Here is a 12054-nt window from a genome sequence, read left to right as displayed (position 1 = left end):
AGGGACCGGGGGTCAACACCCGCAGGCGCCGCCGCAGCAACCACCGCCGCCACCACCCGCGGCCGGCGCGGGCGCCGCACCGCCGCGACCGCCGACGGCGACCGCGGAGAGAAGCTTGACGGTGTCGCCGTGGCCGTCCGGGCACTGTGCCGGCTCGGACGCTTCGGCCATCGGACGGTTGACCTCGAAGGTGCTCCCGCAAGCGCGGCAGCGGAACTCATACCGGGGCATGCCAGACAGGGTACGGCCTCCGCGTTGCCGAAACCCTCACCCGGATCGGTAGGCTCGCTCATGTGGGTGCCGGGGAGGAGTCACCGACGGCTGCGGAGAAGCTGCGCGCTTCCGTGCCGGACCAGCGACCGCCGGGCGACCCGCCGGCCGGTCCGGAGCCGACACCGTCGCCGTCACCACCGACCAAAGTCGACATAGACCTCGACAAGGAGTGGGACCCGGCGAAGCGTCCGCCGCCCGGCATCGAGCGTCCGACCGTCCGGGGAGTCCCGGGCCTGGCCGCCGTGCGGTCCGGTGCCACCGCCGTCGGCGCCTGGTCCCGCCGCCCGAGCGGCCGGCTCGTCCTGCCCGGTGTGCTGCTGTTCGCACTGGTCACGCTGACCGCCGTAGCGGGTGCCGTCGTGCTGCCGGCCAACGCGCCGCCCGCCGCGCACCCCAGCCCGGCGACCAACCCGTCGGTCGACCCGTCCGCCGGCGCCGCGCCCGGCACCGCGTTCCCCACCGGCCAGGCACCGAGCGACCCGGGTTTCCCGACCGGGTTCCCGACCGCGTTCCCGACCGCCGGTACGTCCACCGGCGTGGGCGTGCCGCCGCCCGTGGGTGGCGGTTTCGGTCAGCCGGCCGACGTCATCAACTCCTGGGCGCAACAGATCTCCACGAAGACCGGCATCAGCGCCACGGCCGTGCGCGCCTACGGCTACGCCGAGCTCGTCGTCGGCCAGAAGACGCCGTCCTGCCACCTCACCTGGACCACGCTCGCGGCGATCGGCAAGGTCGAGTCGGCGCACGGCACCGCGAACGGAGCCACCCTGACGCCGAGCGGGCAGTCGCTGCCGCACATCATCGGCCTGCCGCTCGACGGCCAGGGCGGGCGCCAGCGGATCGCCGACACAGACGACGGCCAGATGGACGGCGACCCCACGTACGACCGGGCCGTCGGTCCGATGCAGTTCATCCCGTCCACCTGGGCCAACGCGGGCGAGGATGCGGACAACGACGGCATCAAGGACCCGCACGACATCGACGACGCAGCCCTCGCAGCCGCTAACTATCTGTGTCGTAACGGCCGGAACCTGCAGAACCCCCAGGACTGGTGGGGAGCCATCCTCAGCTACAACGACGTGCGGCGATACGCCCAGGCCGTGTTCGACACGGCCAACGACTACGGCACCAAGAGTCGCACGTAGCGTAGCCGCATCGGCACTTTGGAGAACTAAGGCCTTTCGCGTCGGGTCTGTTAGCGGCAAGCTAGACAGGTGATGGTGCGCGAGTGGGATCCGAAAACCGCCTCCGCCGACGAGCTCCGTTCGATGCTGGACAGCCTGAATGCGGTGCTCATGGCGGACCTCCCGGATGACCCGCTGTGGCAAGAGAGTTTTCTCCGTGAATATCTCGCGGAGACGATGCCCGGTGAGCGACGCATTTCCTGGCTCGCCGAAGAACCCGCAGGGCGGGTTGTCGGGCACGCCAACGTGCTGCTCCTGGGCGACATCGGCGTGGTCGAGCTCCTCATCCACCCCAAAGCGCGGCGGGCCGGTCTCGCCCGGGAAATGCTCGCCCAGGCCGCCCGCAAGACGTATCACGAAGGCTTCTCCGTTATCGGCGCCGAAGTCGTCGGCGGCACCCCGGCCGTCACTTTCTTCGAGTCCGTGGGATTCGTCCGCGAATACACCGAGACCCGCAGTGTGCTTCGGCTCAACTCCGTCGACTGGTTGGCCCTCGGCGAGATGGCCCGCGGCATCGGCGCCGGCTACCGCATCGAGTTCTGCCCGGGCGGGCCGCCCGACGACCTGCTCGACGCGTACGCCAAGGCCAAGGCGGAGCTCCGCGACATCGACGACGGCGACCTCGACCTACGACCGAGCTCCTACGACCCCCAGCGACTACGGGCGAGCCTCGACTGCCTGCACCGCCGGGGCATGCAGCCTTACATCGTGCTCGCGATCCACGAGAAGACCGGCGACGTGGCGGGCCTGACCGAGGTCGTCGTCCCGGCCCAACACCCGACCCGCGCCGACCAGTACGACACGATCGTGGCCCAGGACCACCGTGGCTACGGCATAGACCGCGCCATCAAGGCCCGGATGCTCTTCGAGTTGCGCTCGGCCGAGCCCAAACTGGCCGAGGTGCAGACCTGGAACGCACAGGCCAACGAGTCGATGCTCAAGGTCAACGCGGAGCTCGGCTTCCAGCCGGACCGTGAATGGTACGAATACGGCGCTGATGTCGCCGACGTCCTCCGACACCTTGAGCGCGGCGTTTAGCTGGCAGACACTGGATCGCCATACGGGGCTGTTACACAGCCCTTGATCGCTCAACCCCTCGTTACGCCCCCACCACCCCTGGAGGCTTCCTTGCGCTCGTTGCGCGCGCCCGCACTGCTGGCTGCCGCGACCCTCACGACGACCGCCACGTTGTTCGGCGTGTCCACTGGGGCCTACGCGGCACCGACCGATCTGATCATTTCCGAGTACGTCGAAGGCTCGTCCAACAACAAGGCCGTCGAGCTCTACAACGGCACCGGCGCCCCGGTCGACCTGACCGGATACCAGCTGTCGGTCTACTTCAACGGCGCGACCGCGGCGTCCTTCAACGCGTCGCTGACCGGCACCGTCGCGGCGGGCGACGTCTTCGTGTTCGCCCACTCCGCCTCGGTGGCCGCGATCCTGGCCCAGGCGGACCAGACCACCGGTTCCGGGCTCTGGAACGGCGACGACGCGGTCGTGCTCCGCAAGGGCGACGCGGTCGTCGACTCGCTCGGCCAGGTCGGAGTGGACCCGGGCACCGAGTGGGGCACGGGGTTGACGAGCACGGCCGACAACACGTTGCGCCGCAAGTCGACGGTGGAGGCGGGTGACACCGACCCGAGCGACGCCTTCGACCCTGCGGTGCAGTGGGACGGCTTCGCCACCGACACCTTCGACGGTCTGGGCAGCCACTCCACCGGTGGCGGCCCCGTCGACGCGCCCGCGGTGCTCACCTGCGGCAGCGCGCTGACCACCGCCGAAGGCAGCGCGGCGGCCCGCGACGTGACGGCGGTCGACGCGGACGACACGATCACCGACCTCGCGGTCACCAGCGTCACACCTTCCCCGGCCTCGGGCACCATCAGCCGCACGGCGTTCACGGCGGCCACCGGTCCGGGTACGACCGCCACGGCGACGGTCACCGTCAGCGCCGACGTTCCGGCCGGCAGCTACACGGTCGGGCTGACGTCGACCGACGACTCGGGCACCCCCGCGACGTGCACGCTGGCCGTCCAGGTCAACGGCGTGCTGTCAATCGGTGCGGTGCAGGGCCAGACAACCGACGCCGAGGAGGGCAAGCTCGACCGCTCGCCCCTCGCCCCGGCCAGCGGCAACAGCCAGCAGCTCTACGACGTGCGCGGCGTCGTGACCCAGCGGACCCTGTCCCGCACCTCGGCCGGCGCCCTGCAGTACGGGTTCTTCCTGCAGAGCCGCCCCGGCACCGAGGACGGCGACCCGCTGACCTCCGACGGCATCTTCGTCTACACGAGCACGTTCACCACGCTGATCGGCGGCTACCAGCCGGTCGTCGGCGACGAGATCGTGGTCCGCGCCCGGGTCACCGAGTACTTCAACCTGAGCCAGCTCGCCAGCGCCTCACTGGTGACCAAGCTGGCCAGCGGCGTGCAGGTCCCGGCCACCGACGCGGTGCCGCCGGTCGACCTCGGCAGCGCCGACCGCTTCTGGGAGCGGCACGAGGGCATGCAGATGCGCGTACGGGCGGGCGCCCAGGCCGTCAGCGGCCGCGACGTGTTCGCCAGCACCGCCGACTCCGAGGTGTGGGTCGTCGACAAGGACGATCCGCTGCTCGACCGGGCCGACCCGTACGCCCGCCGGGTCTTCCGCGACTCGCACCCGCTCGACAACAACCCGGCCCGGTTCGACGACGAGAACGGCAACCGGATCATGTTCGGCTCGATGGGCGTCAAGGACAGCTCCGGCGACAGCCTCACGCTGCTCCCGCCGGCGCACACCTTCGACACCCTGACCAACGACGCGGTCGGCGGCCTGTACTTCTCGTTCGACAAGTACGGCATCCAGGCGGGCCAGGTCACCTTCGCGGGCGGCGCCGACCCGTCGAAGAACAACCCGCCGCAGGCCGCCAACCGCAACACGGAGTACGCGATCGCCACGTACAACGTCGAGAATCTCTATGACTTCCGCGACGACCCGTTCGACGGCTGCGACTTCCTCGGCAACACGGGTTGCCCGGGCGTGAGCCCGCCGTTCGACTACGTGCCGGTCGACCAGGCCGACTACGACAACCAGCTGGCCGCGCTGGCCGACCAGGTCACCACCGACCTGCACAGCCCCGACGTGATCCTGGTGCAGGAAGCCGAGGACCAGGACATCTGCACCGTCGCGGGCAACGCGCTGTCCTGCGGCACCACAGACAACGCCGACGGCGCGCCCGACACCATCCAGGAGCTCGCGCTCACCATCAAGGCCAAGGGCGGCCCGGCGTACGCGGCAGCCTACGACCGTGACGGCGCCGACGACCGAGGCATCACCGCGGCGTTCCTCTACCGCACGGACCGGGTGACCCTGGCGCCGGCGACCGAGACGGACGCGGTGCTCGGCGCCACTCCGACGGTCTCCTACCGGGCACCGGGCCTGGCGTACAACACGGATGTCCAGAACCCGAAGTCCCTGAACGCCGACCTCCCCGCGGACGTGGACACGTCGACGGGCGTGGACGGCTCGGACGTCTTCACCCGCGCACCCCAGGTGGCCAAGTTCCTGGTGGCGGCAACTCCTGGAGGCAACGAGAAGTCGGTCCTGTGGGCGGTGAGCAACCACTACTCGTCGACTCCGGACGGCCGGGTAGGCCAGCGCCGCGAACAGGCCCGCTACGGAGCCGCCATCGTCACGGCGATCGAGCAGTCGGACCCGAATGCGAGGGTCGTCTACGGCGGCGACCTCAACGTCTTCCCGCGCCCGGACGACCCGGTGCAGATCAACCAGGGCGACCAACTGGCCCCGCTGTACGACGCAGGCCTGCACAACCTGTGGGAGGACCTGGTCAAGGACGTTCCGGCCAGCGCGTACTCGTACAGCTTCGAAGGACAGGCCCAGACCCTGGACCACCTGTTCGTCAACGACCCGCTGCACCAGGACCTGGTGCAGATGCGCGCGGCCCACATCAACGCGGACTGGGCGGCCAACTACACGGGAGACGGCTCGAGGGGCTCCAGCGACCACGACCCGCAGGTAGCCCGCTTCAACTCGAGGGCAGAACTGCGAGTCTCGGACGCGGAGGTCGCGGAAGGCAACGCAGGCACGACAAAGCTCACCTTCACGGTCTCGGTCTCGCGCCCGCTCTCCCAGCCGGTCCTACTGTGCGGCACCACCCTGGGCCTGACGGCCCGAGCAGGCAGCGACTACGACCCGGTGATCGGCTGCCGCACGCTGGCAGCAGGATCCACGTCAACGACGGTCGACGTAACAGTCAAGGGCGACCGGCAGCGCGAGCCGAACGAAACCCTGACGCTGGTAGTAGCAGGAATCCCCGGTCTCGTTCTAGCAGACCCGATCGGCGTAGGAACAATCCGCAACGACGACTAACCAACCGACCCGAGAAGCGGCCCGGCCACTGCGGCCGGGCCGTTTCGCGTCCAGCCATAAAACTCGTCCCGCGCGGGAGGCGGCGGCCGCCACCGATTCTGCTTGACCCGAACCTCCCAAACACTCCGCCGCCGCTGCCGATCCCGCTTGGCCCGGTCTCGATAGAAGGTCTCAGGAGGCCGAGCAAGCCCGTAGATATCGGCCCACCACTCCCCAGGCAACGGATCAAGAATCACATCAAGATGAGCCGGAAACCGCCGACGCCCGCCATCCAAAGTGTTGTCACTATCCACCATGGGCCGCAAAGTCCGCCGCCGCTCATCGACGACGATGAACTTGTACCCGCAAGCGGAGAGCAACTTCTCCATCATGGCGAGACTAGGCACGAGCGCCCCAGCCTCAATCCGACTAACAGTCCCATGACTAGCCCCACTCCGAGCAGCGAGTTGCCGCTGACTGAGATCGGCTTGCCGCCGAGCAGCGCGCAGAAGACCAGAAACCGGAAGCGCCAAAGAACCGGCCATCCCACCCATCACGCAAGCATGCCGCCCAGAACCGCCCGCCAACACCCCGCCCCAAAACCTGTGGATAACTTCCGCACATTTGCTCTGCACCCACATACGCACCGGCCCTACGCGGGGGTGGTGCGTATATGGGTGCAGAGCAAATGTGGTGAAGCCGGGGGTAACCCCCCGGGGGTGGGTGATCTTTAGTAGCGCGAGCGGAGGAGGGTTGCTGCTTCTGTGGCCCAGTACGTCAGGATGATTTGGGCTCCGGCTCGGCGGATTGAGGTCAGGGTTTCCAGGAGTGCGCGTTCGCGGTCTACCCAGCCGTTGGCTGCTGCGGCTTCGACCATCGCGTACTCGCCGGAGATTTGGTACGCCGCTACCGGGATTGTTACTGATGCTCGGACCGCGGCGATTACGTCCAGGTTTGTGAGCGCTGGTTTGACCATCACGATGTCCGCGCCTTCTTCTACGTCTAGCGCTACCTCGCGTAGGGCCTCGCGGAAGTTGGCTGGGTCCTGTTGGTACGTGCGGCGGTCGCCCTGTAGGGAGGACTCCACTGCTTCTCGGAACGGGCCGTAGAACGCTGACGCGTATTTTGCCGCGTACGCCAGGATTCCTACGTCCTGGTAGCCCTCGGCGTCCAGGGACTGGCGGATTACGCCTACCTGGCCGTCCATCATTCCTGACGGGCCGACCATGTGGGCGCCTGCTTCGGCCTGGGCTACCGCCATCTTGGCGTACGACTCCAGGGTGGCGTCGTTGTCTACACGACCTTTGTCGTCAAGGACGCCGCAGTGGCCGTGGGAGGTGAACTCGTCCAGGCAGAGGTCGCCCATTACTACCGTGGCGTCGCCTACCTCGGCGATCACGTCTCGGATCGCTACGTTCAGGATGCCGTTCGGGTCCAGGCCGCCTGAGCCCTCTGGGTCCTTCTCCAGCGGCACTCCGAAGAGCATGATGCCGCCTACGCCTGCTCGGACCGCTTCCGCCGCGGCTTTGCGTAGTGAGTCGCGGGAGTGTTGCACCACGCCGGGCATCGCGGAGAGGGCGCGCGGCTCTGTCAGGCCCTCTTTGACGAACATCGGCAGTACGAGCTCCGACGGCGCCAGCTTGGTCTCCTCGACCAGGCGGCGCACCGCTGGGTTGACGCGTAGCCGGCGTGGGCGGTCCGTGGGGAAAGGCATCAGCGGAACCTGAGAGCCGTCGGGCCCTGCACCTTTGAGCCGCGGCGCTGCTTCGCCGGCATCGCTGCCAGCTTTTCGCGCAGTTCCACGGCGTACGAGGCCAGGGCTTCGACCAGGTCCGGGACCGAGGCGTGGGCCGGCTGGACGTCTACGCGCAGGCCGAACTCCGTTGCCGTCTCTGCCGTCTTCGGGCCGATGACCGCCACCACCGTGCGGGTGTGCGGCTTGCCCGCGATGCCGACCAGGTTGCGGACCGTGGACGAGCTCGTGAAGAGGACCGCGTCGAAGCCGCCCGACTTGATGGCGTCGCGGATCTCTGCCGGCGGCGGTGCCGCGCGGACCGTGCGGTACGCCGTCACGTCGTCGACCTCCCAGCCCAGCTCGGTGAGGCCCGCGGCGAGGGTCTCCGTGGCGATGTCGGCGCGCGGGAGCAGCACCCGGCCAACCGGGTCGAGCACCTCGTCGTGCGGCGAGAACTCCGCCAGGAGGCCCTCCGACGACTGCTCGCCCGTGGGCACCAGCTCGGGCTGGATGCCGAAGGCGCGGACCGCGTCGGCCGTTGCCTCTCCTATGCAGGCGATCTTCACGCCGCCGAAGTGGCGGGCGTCGAGGCCGTGCTCGCCGAACTTCTCCCATACCGCGCGGACCGCGTTGACCGAGGTGAAGAGCACCCAGGCGTAGCGACCGTCGACCAGGCCCTTGACCGCACGCTCCATCTGCGCCGGCGTGCGGGGCGGCTCGACCGCGATCGTCGGCACCTCGCACGGAATCGCGCCGTAGGCCCGCAGCCGGGCGCTCATCGCGCCGGCCTGCTCCTTGGTGCGCGGGACCAGGACCTTCCAGCCGTACAGCGGGCGGTTCTCCCACCAGCTCAGCTTGTCGCGGTGCGCGACGCCCGCGCCCAGGGTGAGCACCACGCGGCCGGTGAAGCCGAGCGCGGCGGCGACGAAGCTGTCGACGGTCGACGTCGTGGTGAACTGGGTCTCGCCGGTGCCGTCGCCGGTCACCCCGACCGGGGTGCTGCCGTCGAGTCCGGCGGAGAGGAGGCCGTCGCGGAGCGCCGCCAGGTCACCGGCGTCGACCGCGAGGGCCAGCGAGTCGCGCGCCACCGCGGTGGCCAGCGCTTCGAAGTCCAGCGACGAGACGTCGTCGACGTCGGCGGCGGTACGCAGCCCGGGGAGCGGCACGCCTGCGTAGGTGGCCACGCCCTCGGCCTGGCCGACTCCCGGCACGACCTCGAAGTGGACGGCGGTGCGGGCGACGGCCTGCACCTCCTTGACCACCGACTCGTGCCCGAACGGGTCACCGGCGACGAGGTGCACGGCGGAGAGCCCGGAGCGCGCGGCCGAGATCAGCACCTTGGCCACGTCGCCGGTGGTGCCCTCGGCCGGGGTGAACTGGGCGTCGTCCTTGGCCTCGGCGCGGATCGCCGCGAGCAGCGACTCCGGCACGCCGCGGTCGTAGACCACCTGGTCGGCCTCGACCAGCGCGTCGTGCGCCCGGCGGGTCAACAGGCCCGGGTCGCCGGGTCCGGCCCCGACGAACGAGATGTGGCCTGCGGGCTTACGGGTGCGGGTCATTCTGTGCTCCCAAACAAGGTATCGGCGCCACGGTCGAGGAGCTCGGCGGCGAGTGCCTTGCCGATCTCCGCGGCGGCGCTGGGCGTTCCGGTGCGCGAGAGCCGGATGGCGCGTTCGCCATCCGCGCTGATCACCGCACCGCGCAGGTAGATCTCATCGCCGTCCTCACCCTCCGCGAGCTCCGCGTAGGCGGCGACCGGGGCACTGCACCCGGCCTCCAGTGTGGCCAGCAACGCCCGTTCCGCGGTGACCGCGGCCCGGGTGGGTCCGTCGTCGAGCGCCCCGAGCTCCGCGACCAGGTCGTGGTCGTCGTGGCGGCACTCCACCGCCAGCGCACCCTGTGCCGGTGCGGGCAGCATCAGCATCGGGTCGAGCGTTTCGGTGATCTCGTCGGCCCGCCCGAGCCGGACCACTCCGGCGCGGGCGATGACGACGGCGTCAAGGTCGGCCTCCGGGCCGGTGACCCGCCTGATCCGGGTGTCGACGTTGCCCCGGATCGGCGTCACCCGCAGCGGCAGCCGCAGAGCGTTGAGCTGAGCGATCCGGCGCATCGCACCGGTGCCGACGGTCGCGCCGTCGGGCAGGTCGGTCAGCATGCGGCCGTCGCGCGCGATGAGTGCGTCGCGCGGGTCCTCCCGCAGCGGGACGGCCGCGATGTGCAGCGCGCCCGGCTGGGCCGACGGCAGGTCTTTGTAGGAGTGCACCGCGAAGTCGATCCGGCGGTCGGTGAGCGCGTCACGCAGGGCGGACACGAACACGCCGACGCCGAGCTGGGCGACCGGCGCGGAAGACCGGTCACCGGCGGTGCTTATCTCCACCAGCTCCACCGGGCGGCCGGTGGCGGCGGTCACCGCCTCGGCGACCAGGCGGGACTGGGCCAGCGCGAGCTTGCTCGCCCGGGTCCCGAGTCGCAGCGGAGTCATCTGGGCTCTCCCAACGGGGGGACGTCATCCGCCAGCGCGGTCGTCGGCACTTCGAGGTCGAAGAGCTGGCGCATCAGCGTGGCGTACTGGTCGCCACCGGGCTCGGCGGCGAGTTGCCGGACCCGGACGGTCGGCGAGTGCAGCAGGCGGCGGACCACCCGGTGCACGGCATGTGCGACCTCGGCCCGCTGCTCCTCGGTCAGCTCCGGACGGCGCTGCCGGAGCCGGCCCAGCTCGGCCGCGACGACCTCGTCGGCCCGGGTGCGCAGCGCGGCCACGGTCGGTGCCACGTCGGCGCCGCGCAGCCAGCCGACGAACGCCTCGACCTCGGTCTCGACGATGTCCTGCACGGCCACCTCGTCGGCGGCGTGCTGGCCGGCGCGCAGCTCGGAGGCGAGCGTGTCGATGTCGACGACGACGACGCCGGGCAGGCCGGCGACCTCGGGCTCGACATCGCGCGGCACGGCCAGATCGAGCAGGACCAGTGGCGTGGTGCGGCCCCGCAGGGCGGCCTCGACGGTCGCTCGGGTGAGCACCGGCTCGGTGGACGCGGTCGCGGCGATCACGAGGTCGACGTCGGACAGCAGCCGGGGCAGGTCGGCGATCGGCGCGGCGGTGGCGCCGTAGGCGGCGGCGAGCCGGGTCGCGCGGTCGGCACCCCGGTTGGTCACCGACACGGGGCCGACGCCGAGGCGGGACAGCGTGGCGACGGAGAGGGCGCCCATCGCACCGGCACCGACCACCAGGGCCGGCCGGTCGGTGAGCCCGCCGGCGAAGTGGGAGGCGGCGATGTCGAGGGCCGCGGTCACCACGCTCTGCCCGGCCTTGTCGATGCCGGTCTCGGCGTGCGCCCGCTTGCCGACCCGCAGCGCCTGCTGCATGAGCTCGTGCAGCGTGCGGCCCGCGCTGTCGGCCTCGGTGGCCGAGTGGTAAGCGTCACGCAGCTGGCCGAGGATCTGCGCCTCGCCGATCACCATCGAGTCGAGCCCGGTGGCGACCCGGAACGCGTGCTCGACGGCGGCGGCGTCGTGGTGCACGTAGAGGTGGTTGGCCAGCTCGGCCGGGGCGCGACCGGCACGCTCGCCGAGCACCGCGCAGATGTCCGTGAGGCCGCCGTGGAAGCCGCTGACCGCGGCGTAGATCTCCACGCGGTTGCAGGTGGAGAGGACGACCGCCTCGCGGACGTAGGGCTGCGCCACCAACTGGTCGAGCGTGCTGGTCATGTCGGCCGGCGACACCACCAGCGGCTCCAACATCGCGACCGGCGCGGTCTTGTAGGAAGCGCCCACCACGATCAGGTTCACGTGCCCACCGCCTCTTCTGCAAGACCGCCCGGTAGGGAGGTCAACGCCGACTTACGGTGCTCGTGGAACGACAGGATCTGCAACTCGATCGCCAGGTCGACTTTGCGGACGTCCACCCCTTCGGGGACTGAAAGCACACATGGCGCGAAGTTGAGGATGCTGGTGACGCCGGCCGCGACGAGGGCGTCGGCGACGTCCTGGGCCGCGGCGGCGGGAGTGGCGATGACGCCGATGGCGATCGACTCGGCGGCGGCGACCGTGGCCAGGTCGGAGATGTGCTGGACGTTCAGGCCGTTGATCGGCTCGCCCACGCGCGAGTGGTCGGCGTCGAAGAGGGCCGCGATGCGGAAGCCGCGGCTGGCGAAGCCCGCGTAGCCGGCCAATGCGTGACCGAGGTTACCGACGCCGACGAGCGCGACCGCTCGGCGCTGGGTCAGTCCGAGGGTGAACTCGATCTGGTCGATGAGCAACGCCACGTCATAACCAACCCCACGCGTCCCGTACGAGCCGAGGTGGGAAAGGTCTTTGCGCAATTTTGCCGAGTTGACCCCGGCCGCCGCGGCGAGCCCCTCGCTCGAAATCGTGTCGTTGCCCGTTTCGGCGATGTGGTGCAGCGCACGAAGATATTCGGGCAGGCGGGCCACCGTCGCCTCGGGCAGGTCCGGGAGGGCAGGTACGCCGCCGGACCGTCCGTTGGGGCCCGTCGGGCGGTGCTGGCTCATGCGACTCCGT

General features: G+C 70.3%; 10 protein-coding genes. 3 read left to right on the top strand and 7 right to left on the bottom strand.

Annotation, left to right across the window (positions count from 1 at the left end; genetic code table 11):
* Positions 1–12 precede the first annotated feature (12 nt).
* Positions 13–231: a zinc ribbon domain-containing protein gene (locus AB0J88_RS01820; protein ID WP_364359940.1), complete on the bottom strand. Its 219-nt coding sequence runs from the start codon at positions 229–231 to the stop codon at positions 13–15.
* 62 nt (positions 232–293) lie between these two features.
* Between AB0J88_RS01820 and AB0J88_RS01815 the strand changes: the two genes are divergently transcribed.
* The 3 genes from AB0J88_RS01815 to AB0J88_RS01805 all read left to right on the top strand — a co-directional run bounded on the left by AB0J88_RS01815 (position 294) and on the right by AB0J88_RS01805 (position 5822).
* Entirely contained in the window at positions 294–1418 is a 1125-nt protein-coding gene (locus AB0J88_RS01815) for a lytic murein transglycosylase (protein WP_364359937.1), read from the top strand.
* 72 nt (positions 1419–1490) lie between these two features.
* Positions 1491–2495 (top strand): GNAT family N-acetyltransferase, encoded by a 1005-nt coding sequence (locus AB0J88_RS01810; RefSeq protein WP_364360206.1) that lies wholly within the window; start codon positions 1491–1493, stop codon positions 2493–2495.
* Between the two features lie 99 nt (positions 2496–2594).
* On the top strand, positions 2595–5822 hold the full coding sequence (locus AB0J88_RS01805) for a lamin tail domain-containing protein (protein WP_364360203.1): 3228 nt from the start codon (positions 2595–2597) through the stop codon (positions 5820–5822).
* Here the strand turns inward: AB0J88_RS01805 and AB0J88_RS01800 are convergent.
* The 6 genes from AB0J88_RS01800 to AB0J88_RS01775 all read right to left on the bottom strand — a co-directional run bounded on the left by AB0J88_RS01800 (position 5819) and on the right by AB0J88_RS01775 (position 12044).
* A complete protein-coding gene (locus tag AB0J88_RS01800) occupies positions 5819–6346 on the bottom strand; it encodes a helix-turn-helix transcriptional regulator (RefSeq protein WP_364359934.1) in 528 nt (175 codons plus the stop codon). The genes AB0J88_RS01805 and AB0J88_RS01800 overlap by 4 nt on opposite strands.
* Before the next feature lie 185 nt (positions 6347–6531).
* The gene (hemB, locus tag AB0J88_RS01795) at positions 6532–7515 is read right to left on the bottom strand and encodes a porphobilinogen synthase (RefSeq protein WP_364359931.1); all 984 of its coding nucleotides are present in this window, start codon (positions 7513–7515) and stop codon (positions 6532–6534) included.
* Positions 7515–9095: a uroporphyrinogen-III synthase gene (locus AB0J88_RS01790; RefSeq protein WP_364359930.1), complete on the bottom strand. Its 1581-nt coding sequence runs from the start codon at positions 9093–9095 to the stop codon at positions 7515–7517. The genes hemB and AB0J88_RS01790 overlap by 1 nt, the downstream gene beginning before the upstream one ends.
* The gene (gene hemC / locus AB0J88_RS01785; RefSeq protein WP_364359928.1) at positions 9092–10018 is read right to left on the bottom strand and encodes a hydroxymethylbilane synthase; all 927 of its coding nucleotides are present in this window, start codon (positions 10016–10018) and stop codon (positions 9092–9094) included. Before hemC ends, AB0J88_RS01790 begins: the two co-directional genes overlap by 4 nt.
* Positions 10015–11322: a glutamyl-tRNA reductase gene (locus tag AB0J88_RS01780; protein ID WP_364359925.1), complete on the bottom strand. Its 1308-nt coding sequence runs from the start codon at positions 11320–11322 to the stop codon at positions 10015–10017. Before AB0J88_RS01780 ends, hemC begins: the two co-directional genes overlap by 4 nt.
* Positions 11319–12044: a redox-sensing transcriptional repressor Rex gene (locus tag AB0J88_RS01775; RefSeq protein WP_364359922.1), complete on the bottom strand. Its 726-nt coding sequence runs from the start codon at positions 12042–12044 to the stop codon at positions 11319–11321. The genes AB0J88_RS01780 and AB0J88_RS01775 overlap by 4 nt, the downstream gene beginning before the upstream one ends.
* Positions 12045–12054: the final 10 nt, after the last annotated feature.

It is taken from the genome of Asanoa sp. NPDC049475 (genome assembly GCF_040676915.1).
In the GTDB taxonomy this organism is placed as follows: domain Bacteria; phylum Actinomycetota; class Actinomycetes; order Mycobacteriales; family Micromonosporaceae; genus Asanoa.
Note: the sequence above shows the minus strand (reverse complement) of the source record. Positions and strands in the feature narration are given on the sequence as shown.

What these genes read in the sequence shown, in the direction of transcription:
- hemB (WP_364359931.1), bottom strand. Translation starts at nt 7,515, where the DNA reads ATGCCTTTCCCCACGGACCGCCCACGCCGGCTACGCGTCAACCCAGCG.
- AB0J88_RS01775 (WP_364359922.1), bottom strand. Translation starts at nt 12,044, where the DNA reads ATGAGCCAGCACCGCCCGACGGGCCCCAACGGACGGTCCGGCGGCGTA.
- AB0J88_RS01800 (WP_364359934.1), bottom strand. Translation starts at nt 6,346, where the DNA reads ATGGCCGGTTCTTTGGCGCTTCCGGTTTCTGGTCTTCTGCGCGCTGCT.
- AB0J88_RS01790 (WP_364359930.1), bottom strand. Translation starts at nt 9,095, where the DNA reads ATGACCCGCACCCGTAAGCCCGCAGGCCACATCTCGTTCGTCGGGGCC.
- hemC (WP_364359928.1), bottom strand. Translation starts at nt 10,018, where the DNA reads ATGACTCCGCTGCGACTCGGGACCCGGGCGAGCAAGCTCGCGCTGGCC.
- AB0J88_RS01810 (WP_364360206.1), top strand. Translation starts at nt 1,491, where the DNA reads ATGGTGCGCGAGTGGGATCCGAAAACCGCCTCCGCCGACGAGCTCCGT.
- AB0J88_RS01820 (WP_364359940.1), bottom strand. Translation starts at nt 231, where the DNA reads ATGCCCCGGTATGAGTTCCGCTGCCGCGCTTGCGGGAGCACCTTCGAG.